This is a genomic window from Enterobacter cloacae complex sp. ECL411, assembly GCF_021869665.1.
Lineage (GTDB): Bacteria > Pseudomonadota > Gammaproteobacteria > Enterobacterales > Enterobacteriaceae > Enterobacter > Enterobacter intestinihominis.
In genome coordinates this window covers 1786771-1808165 of the sequence record NZ_CP091486.1, presented here as the reverse complement: position 1 = coordinate 1808165, position 21395 = coordinate 1786771, and the positions used below count along the sequence as shown (strand labels likewise).

Below are 21395 nucleotides of genomic sequence, written 5' to 3'. Positions count from 1 at the left end.
GCGATGTGAAAAGAGGTTAGGCGGCGGTCCTTTGGCGCGTCGTTCCTGAACTTTCAACCCGCCCTCCCCCTCGGTCGATTCAAATGAGAATTGATTTCATTTGAGTCTTTCGACCGCTGTCTTCGCCCTGTGGCAAGGCTTGCAGAGGCTTTCGAGGTTGGACAGGTCATCGGTCCCCCCATTTGCTTTGGCAGTGATGTGGTCCACCGTCTCAGCGGGTGTATACCTTCCATTTCGCAGGCATTCCTGACAAAGGTGTTTGTCTCTGTCGAGAACGATTGGGCGCAGCCTGTCCCATTTGCTGCCATAACCTCGCTGATGTCTGCTCTGTCCTCGCTGATGCTGCTGCCAGCCTTCGTTAAGGTGCTGGGGACAATAGCCTGAGCGGTCAGTGGTTGTGCCAGGGCAGCCACGCTTGCGGCATGCTCTCGGTATTAACGCAGGCATCAGGCTAACCTCCACGCCCTGCGGCGTTCTGTGCGTGGCGCTGAGTCAGGGTGACGTTCAACCGGTTCACCATCTGCATGGTCCACCAGCGAGTAACACGGATAGATCACTGAGCCACCCCATGCATCACCCACAGCGTAATCGGCGGGCTTGCTGTTATCCCAGCGGGATAGCACGCGCTGCACATGCTCAGGCGGGACGCTGTAGCAAACGCCGTGAATGAGTCTCGACAGCGTGATGTAATCAGCGCGAGTCTTATCAGCCACTATTAGCCGCTCAGCAATCTGCATCTGATACTGTGGCGGCCGCCCGGTACCGAGATAAAAACTCAGCATGTGACACGGGAACCTCGCCAGCCAGACAGCAACCTGATCCATAAATCCACGGACTGGCAGGGCGTCGTCCTCCAGCACCACTACCCTGCTGGATTGCTCAGCAGCCCATTGCAGCGCGCGGTAATGATTCCAGTTCGCCCCACGGTCACTGTTATCAATTATCAGGAAAGCACCAAGGGATTCAGCCAGACGCAACGCTTGCTTATGTCGCGAGTGGTGACCAACCACAACAAACTTCACTTGTGTTTCCACCATGCGGCCTCCTTACCGATACCATCAGTTTTGAAAACGGTATGTACCAGAGGGCCGGTGACCAGCCTGTCAGCGAATGACTGCGCGACAATACCGAACGCCAGCATGTCACCCACCGCGGCGCCAGCCTGTTCTTTCTTCCAGAAACGATAACTCTCGATCCGGTAGTAAAGACGGATGATGCCGTGAGCGAACGCCATTACATCAGCGCGAGTGCCACCCAGCAGACCAGCGTTAAGCATCACATCGCCGCGGTGCGCTTCAATGAATTCCTGATAGATACGCTCAGGATGATTCTGTTTCGCCCAGGAGTCGGCGTAGGTCTTCGGTTCAGAACCGACATACACCTTCCCGGGTTCCATTTCTTCCCACGGCGCGCGAAGCATTTCGACATCGGTACCATCGGTACACCAGACTAACCGGTACTCAGGGTGATTTCGCAGGTGCTGCCAGATGTGCAACCAGCGACGAAAGTAGACATTCATCTTCACGTCAGGAACGCGACATAGCTCAACATCTGCCGGGGCCGTCAGTAATTCATCCACCAGCGCTATACGACCACACTGGCGAAGCGAGGCCGCCCATTTGCTCAGCAAGTCAGGCGAGGCCGCCATTTTTGTGCCGCGCTGCGGGTCAGGCTGACTGGTAAGCAGCGTTGTGATAACCACGTCGCTCTGCTGGCGGTATTCAACGTAACCAGTAAACCCGGCATCACGCCGTTCGTTGTGGATCTTCACGTTACGTTCCACCAGCGCCTGTCGGTCGGGACGCGGTACCGAACGCTCTACGGCTTCATGCTCATCGAGAGAATGGATCAGCTTTTCTGAACCGACCACATCACCGTAAGCCCACGTCGTCAGGCCAGCGTTATGGATACGTAGCGCGAGGTCACTGTGTTCATACATACCACGGCCGTATATCGGATCGAATCCACCTACTTTCTCAATGGCGCTGCGGTGGTAATACAGCATCACGCCGCGCTGCCCGGTGTAAGCCACATGCTGATCGTCACGGTAAAGCTCCGAAAGGTCATTCAGCTTGTTCGTGCCAGCAAGATCTAGAAACTGGTAAGCCAGGTGCGGTTCGGGTGATTCGATGTATGGCAGGTGCCAGTTATCAGCGATGGGCCAAGCGTCATCGTCCCAAAGGAATAGATGCTCACACCCGGCGTCCATCAGCGCGGTTAAACTGGCGTTCTTCGAAGCAACAATGCCGAGTGATGTTTCATGGTGACGCAGCTGCACACAGTCAGGTACTACTGCGACAGGTTTAGAGCCGTCGTCGATAACCGCCACCAGCGCCCCGGCGGGCAGATGTTTAATGTGCTGCTTAATGGCGCGGTTTAAAACGTCTGGCCGGTTGTGGGTAGTTATGGCAATGCCAATCCGTGGCGCTGAAGCGCAGGCAGGCACATACGGGACACCATCAATTGTCACCTGCATCATTTATTCCTCTATAATTTTCACCTTGCTTTGTATAAAGTCTTATTTCTCAAAAAACGAAAACAATACTCAGATAACTTTTAGGAGTTCTACATGCGACAGCAAGGTTCTGTTGGAAGAAGACTTGAAGCTGCATTTGCAGCATATAACCGGAAAGACTACGAGACTTGCTTGATACATTTATTCCCAGCACTTGATAAAACGGCTAAAAAGAGACGACCGAAGGCAAAAGTGGGTGAAAGAATCTGTAAGTATATTGAAGAAGATGAAGATCTTCTTTCTTACATAGCTATGGATGGTTGCATACTTCGCAACATCCATATAGGTGATATGACTGTACCTAAAGCTATTTATTTATATGGCAGATGTCCTATAGCCCATGAAGGTGAGTTAGACCCTCGACTCAAGATTACCGAAAGAAGAGAATTATTGTTTGGTAGTAACTGGGTTTTCCCAACTAGCTACATTTTTGCTCTTATGGTTTCTGTTCTTTTAGCCCCTGAAAATGCTGATGAGTTTTTTATACAAAATATGGAACTAAATTTCAGTCAAAAATCCTTCAGCGCAAACGAGAACTGGGGATGTGCGGTTAGCGTGCGTGAATCAATCGGCCTGACTAAACGCAATAATAGTTAGCCATGACTTTGAGTATAAATACTCGTTCATCCTCTGGAGGGTAAATACTCTCCTTATTTGCTACAGGAGATAGCCATTATTAAGCCCACCAACAGGCGAGCTTTGTAATGGCTAGCAATCGTCGTCTGGCTTTGCCACTGCGCGACACGCAAACATGCAGGCCTTTTGCATTTCAGTTTTAGCCATTGCTGCCCAGCGTGGGTCTGCTCCTGTCTCTTTGGAGGTTTCCAGGAGATTAAGAAAATGTCGACTTACATCTTTCAGGCGATTCATCACCTCAATATCCCCTGGTGTTAAGGTGCGATAACCTTTTACGGTACTGCCGTCCTGCGGTTTTGCTTCACTCATAGAGTTCTCTTCTCGGTTGGTTTCTGGCAGTTCTTCTGCCACGCTTTGTTATGTGCCAGGATGTCGCGCTTCGTCTGCTTATCCAGTACATCCCAGTCGTGCGCTGTGCCGTAGATCGGTTTAACCCAGTCGCACGCCGTATCGACTACCTCAACCCTTACGGGTCCAGTTGTCCCGCAGCTCGCGATCAACATCGTCGCCAGGCATATGGTTAACAGTCTGCTGTACATTGCTGGCCTCTTTCGTTGCTTCTACCCGGCGTTCTGCCGCCGCAACGGCAGCCGCTGCGTTCTCCTCGGTGCGTTGCTGGTCTGCTTTCGCTTCCGCTTTGCTGGTGCCGCGAATATGGCCCAGACCAAAGCCACCAGCTGCGGCAACACATATAGCGCCTATAACGCCAATGATTATTTCCAGAATGCTCATGCTGCTACCTTTGGCTCAAACGAGCGAACGTTGATAGGTTTACCAAACGGAAAAGACAAGTTCAGCCAAGTGAAGGTCTTAAGCTCGCACATGCCGTCAAACATTTCGCCGGGATCGATATCCTCGTAGCTACAGACAATGTGAAGCTCATCCCCCCTTACCTGTAAAACTACAGTGTCTGTTTCCCAACGAGGAATCAGGAGACTTAACCACTTCTTCATACGAGTACCGATTTCGCCAGGTTAAACAGCGCGCGGCGTTTATCCAGCCCGTTTCTGCCACCATTGATAAGTAGGGTCACGCGCTCCACGTCGCCGGAATGAAGCAGGCAACCCCGAGAGACATAGAACCATGCAGCTGAACGCGCAGCATATTCATCCTGTTCAAGCAGCTCCGGGTGAGTAACCAGGTCTAGTTTCAACGCGTGGCCACAACTGCGATAGTTGCTCAGGCCGGTAATCTGTTTTAGCCCGCGACCGCGATATTTCCAGCCATCACCGGCAACCTGATTGCCAAGGTGTGCTTTTCCCCACTCACCACCGTATACCAGATTGGCGATCGCTTTCTGGTTTGCCGGTTGCGTTGCCGTTCTGCCAAGTGCGGCGGCCTGCTGTTGCGTGATGCGGTGGCTACCGAACGTCGGTACCAGGTTTTCAGCCGCGTAATTCAGGTTTTCCACCAGCCGGGTAAATCTGGTGCTTTCGTGCCCCATCTGGGCAATAAACATAGCCTGATCAAGCGGTGCGGTGATGCCGTATTCCTTCATGGCGGCGTCGATATGCGGAAACCAGCGCGCAGATAACCCGGCGCTGATACCAGCCGCCCTCTGAAATTGTGTTTGGTTCATTAGTGCCTCAGACGATCAACCAACCGCGCCATATTTCCACGAACCTTCAGGATGGCGGCGAAGATAAGAATGTTTGCGACCACCACCAGCCAACTGGAATCACGATAAAGGCCGAAGATGAACTGCAAGGGGATCGCGGCGTAAACCAGCACGGTTATATACGCCAGGACAGAAATAAAGGGGCGATGCCGGGCGCCATGTCGCTGGTAAAACATCAGCACGATAACTATGGCCGCACAGATAAACGCATTAAAGAATGCTGACGGGTCAATTGCCATTTCCCCCTCCCCCGCGTAGCCGCGAGAAAAACTTGAACACGTTGTTCAAATCCTGGTTGTTAAGATAAGTTAGGATTTTTATACACAGGGCAGACAGAATCACTGCGCCCAGTGCATCCAGCGGTTTTTCATAGTGCGAAGCTGCATTTAGCAGTGAGCCAATAAGTCCCGCCCCAAGCACCCCAACGATAAACGACGTCAGGAAATATGCTGCCAGTCGGGAGCGGGACAGGTTTGTGGCTGTCGCGACGTAGAACACCGCACCACCAAACGCCCCGAACACCACACCAAAATCTGTATGAGTAAAGACGCCGTACAGGACTGAACCCAGCAGGCCGCCGCCGAGAACAGCGCCGGTGCCGGTTAATGGATCGGACATTAAGCCCCCTCTTATTGCTGTGATCCCTCTCAGGAAATTTGAGGGGAATAAAAAAAGCCCGCTCGCGAGAGCAGGCTAAAGTGATGATTATCACAAGAAGGTAGAAAGGAGATCATCCGAAAGACAGGTAGTGACGTCCGGGTATCGAGGCCGATTCACTGATGGTTCAGGAGAATCACCTGCCAGCGGATATATCCCCTTCTTCTTTAGCGTAGCCGTAACTTCGGGAAACGAGCAAAAAAAACCTGCTGTTTAAAGCAGGCTCTCAAGGAATTATCAATTCGATATTATTGTTATCGTGGTGCCGGGTGCCTCCCGGTGAGAATTACTCCAGCAAACATTCCCGCGTCTGAGAGGTTTCCTTTTCAGGTAACTGCTGGAACGCCCCTCCGCATAGGGGGATTCACCACAATAAAAAAATAGCGCATAAATCAGAGTTGAGAAACTTCCTCGCTTAACGAATTGGACACTGGTCCGCCATCGAGGATTCGAACCTCGAACCACAACGGTAGAAGCTCCGTGCTCTTTCCAGTTGAGCTAATGGCGGAAAAAAAAGACCAGCATTGGGTTGCTGGTCATGGGTCATGCAGTTGTCTCTGCGAAGTTGGTGTATCCCCACCAAGTGTTATCAGTATCGAGAGCATTATCGAATACCAGTTTACTATAGCACCGAAGAAAAAATTCACTCTGTCAAAGGCCATCAGAAATGACCTTTTGCAAAGTGTTATTTACTGGATTTAAACAGGGGCCAGAGTAAAGCAATTACCCCGGCTACCAGCACGCCATCAGCAAGGATGGACATCATTTTGCTGGTAAAGTCGATGGCAACCACCAGGAACAACAAAACTCCGGCGGCTGCCCAGCGCAGTTTTCCGATCACAGGTACTGATCCAGTGGAAGTTGCAGCGCCTGAGCAATTTTCTTGAGCTGCTTCTCTTCTTCTTCCCCGATGCCGTCATTGTCAGCGACATCAAGGCACAGGCAAAGAACATCAACAGCATCGTTTGTACCGGCAACGTCAGCCAGTTCGCGCAGCGCCTGTGCATTAGCAGAGCGCGGCGAAGCTTCATAGCGAGCACGGATATTGCTACTCATCTGTGCGATCTCACCAGCGAACGGTGCGAAAGCAGGCAATGCTGAAATGGTTTTTTCCAGAGTGGCGATTTCTTTCGCGTCGCATGTGCCGTCGGCATACGCAATGGAGTAAGCACCCCACACCGTAGCTTCAACCGCGTCGCGGTTTTCCATTTTCTTAACTTCGACAACAGCTTTACGTGCTTTCTTTTTAAAGATACCGAACATAGTGACTTTCCTTTAGTGGTGAGCCTTACGCTCAGAGTGGAGCAGCCCGCAGACGTAGTCACACTGACCACTGCTAAGGCTCACCCTGAAAGACTCTGCGGTTGATTGCGTCGAGCGAGGCGCAGATACAAGAAAGGCCGCCATAAGGCAGCCTGTAGAAATGAAAAAACCCGCAGCAGTGGCGGGTTTATGTTTTGTTCTGTTGCTCAGTACGCTTTACTGTCCCGAGCCTACCACAATTTAAGCACTTTCCTGCTCACTCTGCAACTTAAATCTGTCGCTATTTGTGGCGAATGCGTCACAAAGTGGTGCGTAAAGGATCGATTCTGCAAGACTAACCCATGTATCAATGCGACGACGGCATGTAATAAGGGTCCAGTCGGGGTGTTTTGAATTAAGCTCTTTAGCCATCTGGAGTTTGCTTTTACGCAGACGATGACGATCAACAATCACGCCATACAGCCCACGGTATTCTTCGTTCATCAATACCGCAGCAATAACGCCGTCAATCTTTAGCCCCTCCTCATCTGAGCAGAACGCCAGGCCACTTTTGTTTTTACTGTCGAGGATTTCACGCAGGTATGCTTCCAGCTCGGGTTTGGTGATGCCGGATTTCTTCATGCGGCGCAGCGCATCGTTGATGGCGGATTTGGTTATTTTCCCGGATGCCAGCAGCTGGTTGAACATGTTTCCGCCCGAGCTACCACCGATATAAGACCAGCGGCCCCACATGCGGAGCTTTCCCTGTACCCAGATACTTTCGAGAGTGCGAAGGCGAACCAACTCGCCGGATTTGCCTACTTCTGAAGGATTGATCATTTGCGTCTCCACTTACGCCAGTACGCCCATTGCCAGCGCACGATCTAAAAACCGAAACAGCAGCGTTAACTGGTCGCCGTATTTCGCTTCAAATGCCACGGGGTCAGCGTGTAACTCGTCGTGATGCGCTCTGCACAGCGGTATCACAAACAGGTCATGCGCTTTGGTACCCATTCCACCCTGCCCATGGCCTATCAGGTGGTGGGGGTCGTCTGCTGGGTTATTGCAGCAACTGCACTGCTGCGACTTCACCCAGCGGGTGTACTTCTCGTTTTCCCAGCGTCGGCGCTTTGGCCTCCGCATGAAAGATTCCGGCGTTTCAGGATCGACCTTCACCGCCACTATCCTTTTTGCCTTCTCCTGAAAGATTTGCTTAGCCGGTAATGACGGGACAATGTCGCTTTCCCTCATCACTGAACTGTGCTGTTCTGGCTTAATCCTGAGGGCTTTACTCGCCACCGATTCAGGAACAAAGTCAGCCAGATCATTACGTACCATCCACCAGCAGAACTCAGGAAGCGAAAGAGTGTGGTCAGGGCTGAAACCTAAATCAATATTTACCCTTTCCAGCAACCATTTTACCAGGTTCTGCATGGCAATTCCTGCCAGTCTTTCAGTGGTTTGCTCACGTAAATGGTTATCACATGACCAACAAAGACGAATGCTCCCCGGAGCGTGGCGCATTATCGTAAAGTCACTGGCATGCCAGTCAGTGTGAGGCCACTGACATTCAAATTTTCTCTCCAGCCAGGCATCAAGGCTACTCAACCCACCAGCTCGCTGAATGACTCTCTCGTTGACGAAAATAGCCTGCACATTGGCATCATCAGTAAGAGGCTGGTGGGCTTCAGGGATTAATCCAGATGGCAGATGCTGGATGGCTTCGGATGGTGACTCAATAACTACCCTTCCCTGACGGAATAGCCAGAGCAGTTCTGTACCAGGGCGGAACAGAACCACCCCGGACATCGGCGCAATTTCGGGCGTCAGTATGGCTCTCACCCAATTCCCCCCATTGTTGGTTGATGCCTAGTTAATGTTATTTCTACCCTTCCGCCATGCACTTTCGGCCTCCACTCCACCAGCATTCTCTGCACCTGGCTGTCATCCTCCCAAATGCCAGCATGCGTAAGCGCATCAAACAGAGCCTTGTTGTAGTTGTCGATGTCGCGGCGGCGGGCATCTGGCGGAAAGAGAAGGATCTCCACCGCAGCTGGTGATGATGATGGTTTTGGTAAGCAACGCAGTTGCTCAATGATCGCTGCACATGCCGCGCTCTGGTATGCCCTGCCCTTCTCGCTGATAAGATGGCGGCCTTTTAACGGCCCCTTGTTTGGGGCTCGCCAGTATGTGTTTACACTCGGTGGGAACGGGAGCACCAGTTTCATAACGTCACTCCCTGTTTTTTCAGCCATTCAACAGCGTTATCTCTGGCCTTATCTCCACCGGATAGCAGGTTTTTTATGATCGTCACTGGATCTGCATCCCATTCCGTTTTGATGACGGTAATGCCTCTGGCAGCGCCAGGAGCAACAGTGATGTAACCTTTTTTCTTAAGTGACTTCACGTGCTCTACAGCAGCGTTCGGTGATGTGCAGCCTATTAGTCCTGCAAGCTCCAGCATCGTAGGCGGGAAGCCTGCCTTTTCGATATGCACCTTGATAGCTTCAAACACTTCATTCTGACGCGGAGTTAATTCAGGTTTCATGCGGCGCGCTCCTGTTGTTTTTTCATGGGAACAGCAACTGCCGGTATAAGCTCAACAGCTGGTGATTCAGATTGATTTCCCCAGTGGTCCCAGCCAGGCGCACCGCAACGGCTGAATAGTTCGATGCGTGGGACGTCACCGTAAAGCTTCTCCAGACGGAAACGCGCCTCTGCTGGCTTCTGGCTGTGCTCACCGAGTGGGCTGTAAATAACCTGCTTGATGCTGGCGCACTTGCGTTCCAGTCCATTTCCCTTGGTGGCGATTAGCAGGTCTTCGGTATTGGCTCGGGTGTAGTTCCCGCCGTTCATGCGTGTCTGTGCGTTCATCAGGTCGAGGAAGTCGTAAAAATCCTCTACACGGCCTGCCTGAAGTGCTTTGTTGATGTGCTGCTCTGCCAGTGAATTGAACTTAACCCAGGTGAAACCCTTCATCGTGCGTACTTTAAATCCCCATGCTTCAGCCAGCTCGATAGCCTCTCGGGTGTGCGTACCGGTGAACCACATAGCCAGAACAGCATCCTCGGCAGCCAGGTCCCAAACCGCGAGGCGCTTCATGTCGATAAGCTTCATCGTGCCGTAATGGTTATTTGCAGCGCCATTGTTGATGGTGTTCCCGTATTCCCACGCAGGGTCGGCATAAATCAGTGAATATTTCATCAGACATTCCTCGCTCGGCCAGCCAGACACCATGCATCAGAGGGTGCTTTCACTTTCGGCGCCATGCTCAGGCAACGCTGACGCTCAATCAGTATCTTCATCCGCTGATCTTCGTTCTTAGAGCGATTGAAGGCATCCATCAGAACCGTGGCTGCACGCTGGTAGAGACCTTTTTCAAACAGGCCTTGAGCCTTATCCATCATTGTGGTCACAGCCGGATTCAGACCTTCTTCCTGTTCTGGTACAGCTGGTTTATCAGCCCGGTTGATTTTCAGTGCAGAACGCCCCTCGCCAACCTCCCCGCCCGGTGCTTTGGCAAAATACTGGTAGCACTTGCCGTTATGCTGGCGGGTTGCGCGATTCAGTTTGACCAGATGGCATACACCGCGCTGAACAGCATGAACGTCGTACTGTGGCATTGATGCCGCAATCTCTTTGTTCGTTAAACCAGGATTATCAGCGATGAATATTTGAATATCTTTCAGAAGGCTCATGAGTTCGCTCCTCTGAAGCCCGCCGGGACTTTGCTATAGTCGGTGTTCTTGAAGCTGGATTTGAAGATTCCATCCTCACGCTCCCACTTGCCGTTAACTCGCGCTGGCCTTCCGGCATTCGCCCAGTTGGTAGCGGACTTCAGGTAAGCTGGAAACTTAGTTGGCTGGAAAAGTGTCTGCGGGCGCAGGTAGGCCGCCATTGTTAAATCGTCGCTCCACTTGGCGTTGCAGTAGTCCACCACCAGCGACAGTTCTTCAACGGTGAAGCCCTCCCCGATTCGGGCGCGAATGTTTTGCAGCGAGGTTGTTGAAACCTGATAACGCGAACTGGTCACTTGGTTCAGATGGGTTAAAACCTGTTTAGCCTGATCGGTGATCAACACATCACCGTCTGGTTGCGGCGCAACCGGACAAATAGGTTTATTAGTCTGCTTGTTTAACTCTGTATTAAAGTCTGTATAGAGATAGGATTCCGTACTTTCGCGGCTCCCTAGATTCCTGTTATTCGCGGATTGAGAAACGCAGCTTCGCGGTTTTGATTCCGCATCTTCACGTTTTCCATTTCGTACTTTTGCGGAATCGTTATTTTCTGGAAAGATTAATGAGATTAGAGCATCGCCGTCGATGCGATAATGCTTGGTTGGCGTGCCATTGACCTTTCGAGAACACGTCTCGATCACGCCAGGCAGATACTTGTTTACCAACTTTTTAACCAGCCGCTCTGTCTGGTCTTCAGTTAATTCGCCCGCCTCAGCTCCAAGCTCCTTGTGAGTTTTATAGAACCAGCCGTCTTCATCCCCAAATGCTGACCAGAATACGAGGTTATTAAGAACTGCTGCCAGCGCATGAGCCTGCTGGTCTTCTTTAAAGAACAGCAGGTACGGCCTGGGAAGAACAATGACGTTCTTCTGGCCTGACATTGACTGGACGATGTCAAAGATTCTGCTCATGGTCGTCCTTTAACTCTGTAAATTTACGCTGGAATTGCTCAAGGGGGCTGAAGCACTCATGATCGTACCCTTCGCGGAGGTATATAACGCGTCGGGTCTCGGGCTCCCACCTGATGACGCGCACCGAGACGCCATAGTGATCTCTGAAACGCCGGTTAAGTTCTCGCATAGCGCTCTCCCCTTCCGACGCCAGACACCCACAATCGCCATAGCCCTGCTGTGGTTACATGGAACCCAGCGGCCTGATACCATGCGCTCATACCGAAACGACGAGGTTCCAACAACGGGAATACCACGGAGTTGCGGGAGATGGTTGTTTACCGTTACACTGTTCATGCGTTAGTTTCTCCACTGATACGACACGCCAAGGGGCCCGGAGCTGCACACTCGCGGGCCTCACCCATTTCTGGGAGGCAATAAACACGGGAAATAAGGTTCAGGAACGTCATGAGAGTGACCCTGAACTGATATGCGATATCGTTAAGACTTTGCCACTCGCTCCGGTCAACTACACCATCTTCAATGTAATGACGGTAAGCATTGACCAGCTCACCAAGTCTCCCCACCAGCTCGGCCAGTTTCAGGCCAATCTCTTCGTTTTCATCATCAGGCACGGCGCCGGGAACGTGTATTCCGTTATCAGTTTCACGAGAGTACGCGTCAGCGATGTAACTTACGCCAGCAGCTCTCTGAAGCACCATTGCCCAGCCCATTGGAAAGATCTGGTCGCCACCAGCACGAAGGCGGTTAAAGAGTGAATTCTGGGTTTCGTCCAGAATCTCTGCCGCTTCAGCGTATCCGCCTGGCAACGCGGCAATCGTCTTCCTGATTGCGGCCACTAGCCAGGCGGGCTGCTTCTCAACTTTCCATTCAGGTTCTATACCCACGGTCATATCCTCTTTTCTGTGGTTTCTATCAAACCGCTGAATCTGTAGGCTTTTGGGGACGACTAATCGCCTTGATCAATTCCTTTGAGAATTTTCCCTCGGAGGCTAAAGCGATTTTTTCCGCATAGTTAGTCTCGCCAGTAAAATCTGTACGAGGCAGGCATCCTTTTTTCATCCACTTGTAGATGGAACGAACACTACATCCGCACGCAGAAGAGATGGCAATGACACCTATCTCCTTGATTGCTTCGGTAAGAGTTGGGAGTTTTTCCTCTTGCATATGAACCTCACTTTATGAACTTAAAGTACATATTATGACGGAACTGATAGTTCACGCAAGTACACCTATTATTGAACTCATGGTTCAGGAAGAAAGAGCGCGACAAGACTTCTCCAAAAGGCTAGCGCTGGCCTGTGAAAAAGCTGGTTTACAGATTCATGGTCGACAGGCAGAAATTGCTAAGAAAATGAAGCTAACACCTAAAGCTGTGAGCAAATGGTTTAACGGGGAAGCAATACCAAGGCGCGGAAAGTTGCAGGAATTAGCAGCTTATCTTGGCACGTCTGCCACTTACCTGTTAGGTGACTCTTCTGAGGATGGGATTATCAAAAGACAAGCCAGTATTGCCAATGACGTTTACCGCGTCGACGTTCTCGACCTGACTGTCAGTGCGGGGCCAGGCTCGTTCATGATTTCTGAGTTTGTAGAAGTTCTGCATGCTATTGAGTTCACAGGTGAACATGCGCGCTCCCTCTTTGGTAACCGACCTCAGCACGATGTGAAGGTCATGACTGTAGACGGTGACAGCATGTGCCCAACGATTCAATCTGGTGATCGCCTCTTCTTTGATGTGTCAGTGAGGAACTTCAAGGTTGACGGAGTTTATGCATTTGTTTTCGGGCAACACTTTCATGTCAAGCGCCTGCAAATGCAGGGATTACAGTTAGCCGTGCTTTCAGATAATCCGGCATACAAAGACTGGTACGTAACTGAAGAGAATCAGGACCAGCTATACATCATGGGCAAAGCACTCATCCATGAGTCAATAGCGTATAACAAGCTATAGAAACGAGGCTGCGACTGATGTGATGGCATGTTATTCCTTGGTATGCCGCATGGGTATCGCAAGAATCGTTAGCAAAATGGACTGACGATACGTTTGTTGAGGGGAGCAATCTTGCTAACTGCACAGCTTAAAGGTTAACTAAGTTTGTATGAACCATTCCCTTTTTGGGAATTTATCTTATAATTCCCAAAAGGGGAACGTTGGCAAGATATGATTGTCATAGGATTAGAGGAGCTCCAGAAGTTCATCAAGAAGCACAACCAGGCAAAAGGGCCACTTGAAGCTTGGTATGATGAAGCGTGTAGAGCTAAATGGAAAACTCCTCAGGACATTAAAAATAGATTCAGCCATGCCGATTTTCGTCCGAACAATAGGGTTATCTTTAACATTAAAGGTAATGATTATCGATTGGTTGTTCAGGTGGTGTTTGTGGCTGGAACGGTGATTGTTGAGCAAGTCGGGACTCATGCCGAGTATGATAAGTGGAGGCTTTGAGATTATGGAAAACTGGAAAATCATTAAAACCAAAGGTGACTATGATAAAGCTATGGCTCGCATCATTGAGCTAGCCAATGCCGGCCTTGAAGTTGATACAGACCAAATGGACGAGTTCGAGTTGCTAACTCTTCTCGTTGGTCATTATGAAAAAGCCAATTTCCAGATGGACAAGCCAGATCCCATTGAGGCCATAAAATTCCGCATGGATCAAGAGGGATTAACTTCTGCTGACATGAAGCAGTTTATCGGTTCAGCATCTAAAGTCTCTGAAGTGCTTAACCGGAAGCGCCCATTGAGCCTGCCTATGATTCGAAAAATACATAATGGACTTGGCATTCCTGCGGAAATTTTGATTAAAGATGTCAATGAATTAGAGTGGACGCCGTTGGATTCTAGCGATGAGTTGCTTGAGTTAATTGGTGTGTCAGTTTCCTCTCATATGAATATAGATGCTGGTTTTTCGAACATACCAGATTTCATTGCACATGGAAGGATTACTCAGCGAGCAGAGGTGGTTAGTCCACTCTCTATGAGTTCCGAAAGAAAAGAACTAAAAGCGGTTAAACACACATTTTCGCGGGCTAGAGCAACCAAAATCTTTGATGGAGTGATTGGCACAAAGGTTCACTCAACTAACACTCGTTACCTGGATGAGAGTTTTAATCTAATATCATGAAATTAAATCTTGTTTCAAAGAAAGTTCATAAAGCTACCCTTGAAATGATTCAGGGTGATAGCGGTAAAAAGAAAGCTAAAGCTAATGTAACTATTTCTAATGAATTTTACGGAAACACCAAGGATCAGAACCTCTTCAGAATTCGTTATGAAGTTGAGGTGACAATCGAAAATGTTGTTAAAGTGGATATTTCTTATGATTTTGATTTCACAACTGACTCTGAAGTATCGAGCGAATTGTTCGCTTCATTTGAAGTTCGTTCAATTGCACCATCTTTAGCATACCCCTACATAAAATCTTACGCCGAGCAGCTAATCAGTATGTCTGGGCTTGGATCTTTTAATTTACCATATATCAATTTTACAGAAGAACCATTCGAAGAGTAATAATTAGCTGCACCCGGCCACCGCGCCGGGTTTTTAATGTTTGAAAGCCCTTAGAACAGGTGATCTCCAAAGACCTCGTTTTATGTTAAGATGTTTCCGATTGCAATCAAAGGAAACAATAAATGAAAAAAGTTTTAGCTTTAGCTCTTGGGGTAATGATGTTGGCTGGGTGCAGCTCTCGCGTTGCGGATCTGACTGTAGCGAGTACTAAAAATTACAATCTCAACTCAAACAATTTCGTTAAAGGCGCGCGCGTTAAAGCAGAAGACTCTGCTCCAGTCGTGATTTTCCCGCTCGGGATTCCGAATGTGAAAACGGCCATTGATCGTGCTATTGAGAAGAACAAATGCTCTGTTGCTCTTTCTGACGTTGTTGTCACTCAATTCAACCACTCTTTCCTGTTCGGTAAATTCGGATTTATTGTAGAGGGAACCGAAGTTATTGACCGTGGGCAGCCGGGTTGCGAGAAAGCGAACTAAATGAATTCCCGGCCATTGAGCCGGGTTTTTTATGCCTACTTCACAGCCTTACTACCTTTCCTCACTATCTCCGCAGCATCCCTGTTAACTCCCTTGCCGATCACATTGCCCGTTTCTCTGCGGTACTGTTCCAGCTTCTTGATGATAGCCTCCTGCGTCAATGGCTGGCCTGAGAGCGACAAATCCATAACCGCCCTGCCCATGGCATGAACAATCATACTTACCCTTTCATCGTCCAAATCCATTAATGCGCCCCTTTCTGATGTTTATTTAATCATAACATCATTATCTGATAAAAATAAATAACCCGAAAAATCAATACATTATTGCATTGCAATCATTAAGTGTACTTTTGGTGCTTTACATAATTGAACTATTGGTACATATTGATTTCATTAGCTACTAACAGTTAGCAGTACGGCATATGGCACATGTGCCGCAGCGGTCCGGGGATTCCTTCGAGTATCCAGATCCAGCGGGTAGCCGGAATGTGCAAGCCAGGCAAGTACGACAGCCAGAGACGTTTCACCAGCGTGGCGATCAGGTGTGACACCTCGGAAGAGACGAGGATGCATTCAGAAAATAAAAAAGCGCCCATAGGACGCTTTGCTCTTTAACAATCTGGATATCCCTAACCCTGCGGGCGGGGACTTGGTTGGACAGGTGGCCGTGGTTGTGTTGGCTTATGTCCACCAGCTCTTTCAATCATCTTGAAATCCTATACTGGAAGATCTCCCCCAAGCCTCGCGAGAAAAGCCTCTTTGCTAGTGAGAGCACGGGAATTGTCAATGCGACCAAGCACTATTGAAGCGCGTTTATGCGCGGCTGGTTTAAGCGATCCCCATGGCTCCGAATCGGAATCCTGCAAAAGTTTAAAGCGGGACAACAATTCCTCATTCGATAGTGCTGGCTCATCTGTGATCAATGCCAGGTATTTTCTTGCATGCTCTGCCGCAACACCTGACGCCCGGGAGAACTGAAATACAACCTGGCAGATCGACAACGCAGCTATCAATGCGCCGACAATAAAATAGCCAGTCACGGAAACAAATACGCCGCACCCGGACAAAATAATTATGAACGTAATTATTCGGTCAATCCGCCCTGTAAGGGTGGCAAACATCTTTTCCAGATAGTGCGAATAATGAATATCAAAAATTATATCGTCGCGGTTCATGCGGTACCTCAGTCTTCGTCGTTGGGTTTTGGTGGCTCAGGTCTCTTAAAAGGAGACATGTGCCGCTCTTCATAATCTGAATAATTTTTCATTGAAAAGTACTCATGTGGTTGCTGGGGATATCCAGATTAACTGAACTCTGGTTGTTGGGGAATAGCCAGATCCACCGAGCCTGATGTGGTGAAAAGACAGGCAAAGTTTTGATTGCTGTGTGTAGTCTTGGCGGTCGACAGTTTTGAATGTCCTTAATGTCGACCGCCCCTTTTACACAACTGAAAGCGCGTTCAGCGTTCAACTTGAGAGGCGTAGTCGTTAAATCAACTCAGGAGAACGCGCTCCCAATTGTGGAGAAGCTAACTGGCGGTGGCAGCCGCCCGTTTCACTAAGTGCCCTGGTTGGGTGCTTATTAAAACGAAACCCCTTTATTTTTTGTCGCCAATCGGCGAGGGATTCGTGCAACCAAAATTCAGCGCTGTGCAGAGCGCGTATAACACGGAGAAACTATCCATGACTAACACACAGAACGTCACCGAGTTACAACCACGCATGACCCGGGAGCAGCTGATTGACGCAGCGCGTAAGGCAGCCCCTCTCCTTCCGCCAGCTTATTGCGGCATTATGAAAGAACTGGCTAACCGCCTGGACTATACCAGCGTCGCGCTTTGTGAAGCGATGGCTCAGCGTAAGGAACTGGCTGTTCAGAACGCCACGTTGCGTGAAGATGTCGCAAGCTGGGCCAAAGAGTGTGACCGCATTGTTGAACGCCACACGAAGATCAGAACAAATATGCATTTACTGGAAGCCCAGCGAGAACTGCGTGAGTTGTCTACCGTCGTCATTTCCCAAAATAGCGAGGTGGCTCTCTGATGGCTAACTCATTCAAGCAAATGACCCGTGACGGGACCATCAAGCGCACCGATACCGGGATGTTCATCAGCCTCGACCAAATCCATGTGCGGGAAGGTTTCAACAAACGCGAAGATGATGAACGTACCCGCCAGGCAGATGATGACCTCTTCAACTATCTGATGAACGGTGGCTCCGTTCCCCCGCTGGAAGTTATAGCCCGTGATGAAGGTGGAGTGTGGGTTGTTGAAGGCCACCGTCGTCGTCGCTGCTATGCGCGTTGTGCAGAAGCTGGTAAGCCAGTAGACCGCATCCACATCATGCCGTTCAACGGTAGCGATGTTCAGCGCCTGGCGCGCATCATGACCAGTAACAACCAGCTCCCGCTATCCGATATGGAACAGGCAGCTGTTATTCAGGAGCTTCATAACGCCTTCAACCAGACCACCAGCGAGATAGCAAAACTGGTCAACAAGTCTGTCCCTACTGTCGAAAAGCTTCTGCTTCTTAGCACAGCCAATCACGACGTTCAGAAAGAAGTTAAGTCCGGGACCGTGTCTGTAGATGTGGCCGTTGACCGAGTAAAAGAGTTTGGCGAAAAGGCCGGTGAGGTTCTTCAGAAGGATAAAGCTTCTGCTGCTGCCAAAGGTAAGAAGAAAGTCACCCGCAGCGTTATAGCGCCAGAAATTAGCGTTAAGAAAGCGCGTCGCCTTGTAGAGCTGATCAGCCTGGCGGGTATAAGCGACACAGGTGTTATCTATCTCAAAGGATTGGTCCATGCAGAAGTCGTGGAAATCATCGACGAGCACAAAGCTATCGCCGTTCAGCGTCATGGAGAAGCATCATGAGCACCTTCACCAAAGAGCAGTTAATCGCAGCAGCATGCTCAAGAATTGATTTTGCCAAGCAAATGTTGCGTGGAAATCCATTGCCCCTGGCAAAGCGAAAATGGGAGATTGAATTGTCCCTATCTGAAATCGCGCTGGCCTCGATCGAAGCGGATAGTAAATTAAGTGACTTTGTCGCATCTCAGGAATCTCTGGGTGTCGATTTTGAGAAGGTACTGGCTGAGAATATCGAAGAACTTTACGTTCCCAGCAAATCAACCCCGCCAGCGCCGGTATCTGTGCCTGATGAGCAGCGAGCAATGCTTTGGGATATGGATGACGAAATCTTTGCTGAGCTTGAGGAAGAAGAGAAAACATGCCGTGACGAGATAAGAAAATGCATTGCTGCATTAAGGTACCATCATAAGCGTGCTGAAGCTCATTCAACTGGTTACAAAGGATCAACGCTTGAGGAAGATACTTTGAAAAGTATTAACTTTCTCAGGAGAACAAGCATCGCCGCCATTCTTCAGGGTGCCGAACCTGTAAGTAATCGTGATGAGTTGCCGGATGGCTGGGTGGCTTGCAGTGAGCGGATGCCTGAGGATGAACAAGAGGTCATCACTCACAACATTTTTGGTTATCGTCATGTTTCTTTTTTCGACGAACACTCAGGAAATTTCTTTAACCGCCTTGACGGGAGCCCGGTTGATTGCGTTGAGCATGTTCTGGTTTCTCACTGGATGCCAATGCCAGCAGCACCGCAGCAGGAGGTGAAGTGATGGCCTTAACCCACAGTGAGCTCTGCGTGCTGGCCTGTAAATTCCTCCAGAACAACGGATTCAAAGTAGCGTTTCATGATCGCTTTGTTGCCGCCGTTTCTACGGGTGAGCAGCCTGATGCGCTCGGATTCAGGAATCTTGCGTCATGCCTGATCGAGGTGAAGTGTTCTCGCGCTGACTTTCTGGCTGACCGCAAGAAACCATTTCGCAGAATGCCAAGCGAAGGTATGGGCGACTGGCGATTCTTTATGGCCGAACCCGGTTTTATTGAGATTCATGAACTGCCTCCAGGATGGGGCCTGCTCCACGTAAAAAATGGCCGTGTCTATAAAGTTCACGGATGGCCAGGCAATGCGATGTGGTGCAATAGATCATCCAAGCCTTTCGCCGCCAATAAGCAGGCAGAATGCGATTACATGTACAGCGCTCTTCGCCGCATGCAGGTGCGTGGCCATCTTGACCAGGTATATGACGGTCTTCCAAGCTTCTCTCCTCCGGAGGTGGCCAATGCCTAACCCATTCGACGTGGTGATGTTCGTGCTGCTGGCAATCGGCGCACTTCAGCAAATGGGGTGGCTGCCATGGTGAGCAAACTCAAGCAGCGGCGCCTGCGCCGCCTTAAAGCCGATGCGGCATGGTGGAAAGGTGAAGCATCGGACCTGTATGCCAGAGTCATTGAGCAGGCAGACGAAATAGCCGAACTCCGTCGTCTGGTTATCCGCGTGCCGATGCCAGTAATTATTTCAAAGGAGATGGCCAACCAGCTTTATAACAACGAAACGAAAATATGTCGTACCTGCAATGATGGCCTCCGTGGTGGGTGCTCATCATGCATTTTCTATAAAAGATAGCCGGGTGCAGCCGGTTAAGTGGAGAGAAACGCATGGGGCAGTTAGTAACACTTCATGAGTGGGCATCTGGTCCTAATGGATTCAAATATCCATTAAGCAACTCAGCATTAAACAAAATAGCAAAGACCAAACAGACTTATCCGCCAGCCTTAAAGCAAGGTCGACGCTGGGTTATAGATGAAGATGCTCGTTTTGTTGGCATGGTTGGCAGTGTTGATATTTCGTCATCATTATCAGACAAGGCCCGCCAGTTAGTGGAGAAAGCAATAAATGGCAGCTCGCCCCAGAAAACATAATGTCAAAATACCCAACCTTTACTGTAAGTTAGATAAGCGTACTTCAAAAATTTATTGGCAATATCGCCACCCTGTAACAGGTTCATTTATTGGATTCGGGACAGATGATGAAGCGGCAAAAGCTGCTGCAATCGAGATGAACCGTATAACCGCAGAACAAGAAACTCAGCAATCTTATGCTCTGATTGATATGGCAATGAAGAGCTCAGGGAAAAAGGATCAAGGTATACGTGTTTCTGAGTGGATTAAAAAATACATCGAAATTCAGATGGAAAGGTTGCGTGACGGTGAGATAAAAAACCCTACTGTAAAATCCAGACGATTATGTTCGCAGATTCTCGCAGATAGAGTGCCAAACCTTCGCCTGAAGGATGTTGATACAAGACTTATTGCAAAAATTATTGATGAATATAAGGCAGAGGGAAAGCACAGAATGGGCCAACTGATAAGAAGCGTACTAAACGACGTGTTCAAAGAGGCGCAGCATGCTGGCGAGGTTGATCCTGGCTACAACCCAGCCTTAGCTGTAAAAAATCCAATAGCCAAAGTGAAACGAAGCAGACTTAGCATTGAACAATGGAAATTGATTTTTGAAAGCGCAGGCTCTTTGCCGCCTTGCGCTCAAAATTCTATGCTTTTGGCTTTAGTAACCGGGCAAAGGATAGGTGACATAGTCGAGATGAAGTTTAGTGACATTTGGGATAATCACCTTCATGTTACCCAAAATAAAACCGGAATGAAGTTAGCTATCCCCTTAAATTTAAAGTGCGATGCAATCGGGTTGACTCTGGCTGATGTTATTAGTAAGTGTCGCGATAGAGTAGTGAGCCCTTATCTGATCCACCATGTTAAGCATCACGCTTACGGTAAAGCGGGATCTCACGTTCCCGAAAAAACAATATCAAGATATTTTAAGGAGGCAAGAGATAAAGCAAATATCACCTGGCCTAAGGATTGCACTGCCCTTCCGCCGTTTCATGAACAGCGCTCGCTTTCATCAAGAACATACAAAGCTCAGGGTATAGATGTCAAAACTCTTTTAGGGCATAAAACCGAAGCAATGAGCGTAATGTATGGAGATGATCGTGGTCTAGAATGGAAAAAAGTTGTGATTTAAACAGGGAGTTTTGGGGAATTATTTTGGGGATGTTTTGGGGAAAGAGTTTTACGAATTAAATTCAGTCACTTAGATTTTAGCGAATTGCTCCAGAAACAGTCTTCCACCAGCAACGCATGAATCAACAGCCAGCGCTCCCGCTGGCTGTTTTCTTTCAGCCCTCTCCCTCCCGTGCTAATGTAGCAAGCTA

Annotated in this window: 35 protein-coding genes and 1 tRNA gene; 13 read left to right on the top strand and 23 right to left on the bottom strand. The window is 49.3% G+C overall.

Going from position 1 to position 21395, the window contains the following annotated elements:
• Positions 1–96 precede the first annotated feature (96 nt).
• Genes L3069_RS08670 through L3069_RS08660 form a run of 3 tightly spaced genes read right to left on the bottom strand, consistent with a single transcriptional unit; the run spans position 97 to position 2476 of the window.
• The gene (locus L3069_RS08670; protein WP_044703918.1) at positions 97–447 is read right to left on the bottom strand and encodes an HNH endonuclease; all 351 of its coding nucleotides are present in this window, start codon (positions 445–447) and stop codon (positions 97–99) included.
• A complete protein-coding gene (locus L3069_RS08665; RefSeq protein WP_214586996.1) occupies positions 447–1037 on the bottom strand; it encodes a hypothetical protein in 591 nt (196 codons plus the stop codon). The genes L3069_RS08670 and L3069_RS08665 overlap by 1 nt, the downstream gene beginning before the upstream one ends.
• Entirely contained in the window at positions 1019–2476 is a 1458-nt protein-coding gene (locus L3069_RS08660; RefSeq protein WP_214587078.1) for a glycosyltransferase family 2 protein, read from the bottom strand. Before L3069_RS08660 ends, L3069_RS08665 begins: the two co-directional genes overlap by 19 nt.
• Positions 2477–2569: 93 nt before the next feature.
• Between L3069_RS08660 and L3069_RS08655 the strand changes: the two genes are divergently transcribed.
• A complete protein-coding gene (locus L3069_RS08655) occupies positions 2570–3112 on the top strand; it encodes a hypothetical protein (RefSeq protein ID WP_214586997.1) in 543 nt (180 codons plus the stop codon).
• A 111-nt stretch (positions 3113–3223) separates the two neighbouring features.
• On the opposite strand, the gene L3069_RS08650 is transcribed toward L3069_RS08655, so the two are convergent.
• The 18 genes from L3069_RS08650 to L3069_RS08565 all read right to left on the bottom strand — a co-directional run bounded on the left by L3069_RS08650 (position 3224) and on the right by L3069_RS08565 (position 12483).
• Positions 3224–3460 carry a hypothetical protein gene (locus L3069_RS08650; RefSeq protein ID WP_164692025.1) on the bottom strand — a complete coding sequence of 79 codons (237 nt, stop codon included), beginning with the start codon at positions 3458–3460 and terminating at the stop codon, positions 3224–3226.
• 150 nt (positions 3461–3610) lie between these two features.
• Positions 3611–3883, bottom strand: coding sequence for a hypothetical protein (locus tag L3069_RS08645; RefSeq protein ID WP_214586998.1), 273 nt, complete (start codon positions 3881–3883; stop codon positions 3611–3613).
• A gap of 217 nt (positions 3884–4100) precedes the next feature.
• Positions 4101–4730 carry a glycoside hydrolase family 19 protein gene (locus L3069_RS08640; RefSeq protein ID WP_063843794.1) on the bottom strand — a complete coding sequence of 210 codons (630 nt, stop codon included), beginning with the start codon at positions 4728–4730 and terminating at the stop codon, positions 4101–4103.
• Positions 4730–5008 carry a phage holin family protein gene (locus tag L3069_RS08635; RefSeq protein ID WP_047051615.1) on the bottom strand — a complete coding sequence of 93 codons (279 nt, stop codon included), beginning with the start codon at positions 5006–5008 and terminating at the stop codon, positions 4730–4732. The genes L3069_RS08640 and L3069_RS08635 overlap by 1 nt, the downstream gene beginning before the upstream one ends.
• Entirely contained in the window at positions 4998–5387 is a 390-nt protein-coding gene (locus tag L3069_RS08630) for a phage holin family protein (protein ID WP_058663101.1), read from the bottom strand. Before L3069_RS08630 ends, L3069_RS08635 begins: the two co-directional genes overlap by 11 nt.
• Before the next feature lie 470 nt (positions 5388–5857).
• Positions 5858–5934, bottom strand: a tRNA-OTHER gene (locus L3069_RS08625).
• 177 nt (positions 5935–6111) lie between these two features.
• Entirely contained in the window at positions 6112–6267 is a 156-nt protein-coding gene (locus L3069_RS08620; protein ID WP_109948546.1) for a DUF3927 family protein, read from the bottom strand.
• The gene (locus tag L3069_RS08615) at positions 6264–6689 is read right to left on the bottom strand and encodes a tellurite resistance TerB family protein (RefSeq protein ID WP_015570939.1); all 426 of its coding nucleotides are present in this window, start codon (positions 6687–6689) and stop codon (positions 6264–6266) included. Before L3069_RS08615 ends, L3069_RS08620 begins: the two co-directional genes overlap by 4 nt.
• A gap of 240 nt (positions 6690–6929) precedes the next feature.
• Positions 6930–7508, bottom strand: a complete 579-nt coding sequence (locus tag L3069_RS08610) for a DUF1133 family protein (RefSeq protein ID WP_100167701.1) — start codon at positions 7506–7508, stop codon at positions 6930–6932.
• A gap of 12 nt (positions 7509–7520) precedes the next feature.
• A complete protein-coding gene (locus L3069_RS08605; protein ID WP_214586999.1) occupies positions 7521–8510 on the bottom strand; it encodes a DUF968 domain-containing protein in 990 nt (329 codons plus the stop codon).
• Positions 8507–8896, bottom strand: a complete 390-nt coding sequence (locus L3069_RS08600) for a RusA family crossover junction endodeoxyribonuclease (protein WP_214587000.1) — start codon at positions 8894–8896, stop codon at positions 8507–8509. Before L3069_RS08600 ends, L3069_RS08605 begins: the two co-directional genes overlap by 4 nt.
• Positions 8893–9216: a LexA family transcriptional regulator gene (locus L3069_RS08595; protein WP_109937577.1), complete on the bottom strand. Its 324-nt coding sequence runs from the start codon at positions 9214–9216 to the stop codon at positions 8893–8895. The genes L3069_RS08600 and L3069_RS08595 overlap by 4 nt, the downstream gene beginning before the upstream one ends.
• Positions 9213–9872 carry an MT-A70 family methyltransferase gene (locus L3069_RS08590; protein ID WP_214587001.1) on the bottom strand — a complete coding sequence of 220 codons (660 nt, stop codon included), beginning with the start codon at positions 9870–9872 and terminating at the stop codon, positions 9213–9215. The genes L3069_RS08595 and L3069_RS08590 overlap by 4 nt, the downstream gene beginning before the upstream one ends.
• The gene (locus L3069_RS08585) at positions 9872–10366 is read right to left on the bottom strand and encodes a hypothetical protein (protein WP_214587002.1); all 495 of its coding nucleotides are present in this window, start codon (positions 10364–10366) and stop codon (positions 9872–9874) included. The genes L3069_RS08590 and L3069_RS08585 overlap by 1 nt, the downstream gene beginning before the upstream one ends.
• Positions 10363–11316: a conserved phage C-terminal domain-containing protein gene (locus L3069_RS08580; protein ID WP_214587003.1), complete on the bottom strand. Its 954-nt coding sequence runs from the start codon at positions 11314–11316 to the stop codon at positions 10363–10365. The genes L3069_RS08585 and L3069_RS08580 overlap by 4 nt, the downstream gene beginning before the upstream one ends.
• On the bottom strand, positions 11300–11485 hold the full coding sequence (locus L3069_RS08575; RefSeq protein ID WP_032103835.1) for a DUF4222 domain-containing protein: 186 nt from the start codon (positions 11483–11485) through the stop codon (positions 11300–11302). The genes L3069_RS08580 and L3069_RS08575 overlap by 17 nt, the downstream gene beginning before the upstream one ends.
• A gap of 163 nt (positions 11486–11648) precedes the next feature.
• Positions 11649–12209 carry a YmfL family putative regulatory protein gene (locus L3069_RS08570; protein WP_072014854.1) on the bottom strand — a complete coding sequence of 187 codons (561 nt, stop codon included), beginning with the start codon at positions 12207–12209 and terminating at the stop codon, positions 11649–11651.
• A 22-nt stretch (positions 12210–12231) separates the two neighbouring features.
• Entirely contained in the window at positions 12232–12483 is a 252-nt protein-coding gene (locus L3069_RS08565) for a hypothetical protein (RefSeq protein ID WP_032103836.1), read from the bottom strand.
• A 34-nt stretch (positions 12484–12517) separates the two neighbouring features.
• On the opposite strand from L3069_RS08565, the gene L3069_RS08560 reads away from it, so the two are divergent.
• The 5 genes from L3069_RS08560 (at position 12518) to L3069_RS08540 (ending at position 15309) form a co-directional block, all read left to right on the top strand.
• Positions 12518–13270, top strand: coding sequence for a S24 family peptidase (locus tag L3069_RS08560; RefSeq protein WP_032103837.1), 753 nt, complete (start codon positions 12518–12520; stop codon positions 13268–13270).
• 210 nt (positions 13271–13480) lie between these two features.
• A complete protein-coding gene (locus L3069_RS08555) occupies positions 13481–13765 on the top strand; it encodes a type II toxin-antitoxin system HigB family toxin (protein ID WP_032103838.1) in 285 nt (94 codons plus the stop codon).
• Positions 13766–13769: 4 nt separating this feature from the next.
• Positions 13770–14444, top strand: coding sequence for a type II toxin-antitoxin system HigA family antitoxin (locus L3069_RS08550; RefSeq protein WP_063436878.1), 675 nt, complete (start codon positions 13770–13772; stop codon positions 14442–14444).
• Positions 14441–14830 (top strand): hypothetical protein, encoded by a 390-nt coding sequence (locus L3069_RS08545; RefSeq protein WP_032103839.1) that lies wholly within the window; start codon positions 14441–14443, stop codon positions 14828–14830. Before L3069_RS08550 ends, L3069_RS08545 begins: the two co-directional genes overlap by 4 nt.
• A gap of 122 nt (positions 14831–14952) precedes the next feature.
• Positions 14953–15309 carry a hypothetical protein gene (locus L3069_RS08540; RefSeq protein WP_032103840.1) on the top strand — a complete coding sequence of 119 codons (357 nt, stop codon included), beginning with the start codon at positions 14953–14955 and terminating at the stop codon, positions 15307–15309.
• 35 nt (positions 15310–15344) lie between these two features.
• Here the strand turns inward: L3069_RS08540 and L3069_RS08535 are convergent, their stop codons facing one another.
• Positions 15345–15554, bottom strand: a complete 210-nt coding sequence (locus L3069_RS08535) for a hypothetical protein (protein WP_032103842.1) — start codon at positions 15552–15554, stop codon at positions 15345–15347.
• A gap of 473 nt (positions 15555–16027) precedes the next feature.
• Positions 16028–16486: a hypothetical protein gene (locus L3069_RS08530; RefSeq protein ID WP_022648914.1), complete on the bottom strand. Its 459-nt coding sequence runs from the start codon at positions 16484–16486 to the stop codon at positions 16028–16030.
• 507 nt (positions 16487–16993) lie between these two features.
• On the opposite strand from L3069_RS08530, the gene L3069_RS08525 reads away from it, so the two are divergent.
• From L3069_RS08525 to L3069_RS08495, 7 genes are all read left to right on the top strand, one after another.
• Positions 16994–17353 carry a hypothetical protein gene (locus L3069_RS08525; protein ID WP_223832634.1) on the top strand — a complete coding sequence of 120 codons (360 nt, stop codon included), beginning with the start codon at positions 16994–16996 and terminating at the stop codon, positions 17351–17353.
• The gene (locus L3069_RS08520; protein ID WP_214587004.1) at positions 17353–18180 is read left to right on the top strand and encodes a chromosome partitioning protein ParB; all 828 of its coding nucleotides are present in this window, start codon (positions 17353–17355) and stop codon (positions 18178–18180) included. The genes L3069_RS08525 and L3069_RS08520 overlap by 1 nt, the downstream gene beginning before the upstream one ends.
• Complete coding sequence (locus L3069_RS08515; RefSeq protein WP_236901911.1) at positions 18177–18941, top strand: DUF551 domain-containing protein; 765 nt, start codon at positions 18177–18179, stop codon at positions 18939–18941. Before L3069_RS08520 ends, L3069_RS08515 begins: the two co-directional genes overlap by 4 nt.
• A complete protein-coding gene (locus tag L3069_RS08510) occupies positions 18941–19456 on the top strand; it encodes a hypothetical protein (protein WP_214587080.1) in 516 nt (171 codons plus the stop codon). Before L3069_RS08515 ends, L3069_RS08510 begins: the two co-directional genes overlap by 1 nt.
• Positions 19457–19522: 66 nt before the next feature.
• Complete coding sequence (locus L3069_RS08505; RefSeq protein WP_214587005.1) at positions 19523–19792, top strand: hypothetical protein; 270 nt, start codon at positions 19523–19525, stop codon at positions 19790–19792.
• A 32-nt stretch (positions 19793–19824) separates the two neighbouring features.
• Positions 19825–20088, top strand: a complete 264-nt coding sequence (locus L3069_RS08500) for an excisionase (RefSeq protein ID WP_022650818.1) — start codon at positions 19825–19827, stop codon at positions 20086–20088.
• Positions 20063–21205: a phage integrase Arm DNA-binding domain-containing protein gene (locus L3069_RS08495; RefSeq protein WP_032103854.1), complete on the top strand. Its 1143-nt coding sequence runs from the start codon at positions 20063–20065 to the stop codon at positions 21203–21205. Before L3069_RS08500 ends, L3069_RS08495 begins: the two co-directional genes overlap by 26 nt.
• The last annotated feature ends 190 nt before the right edge of the window (positions 21206–21395 follow it).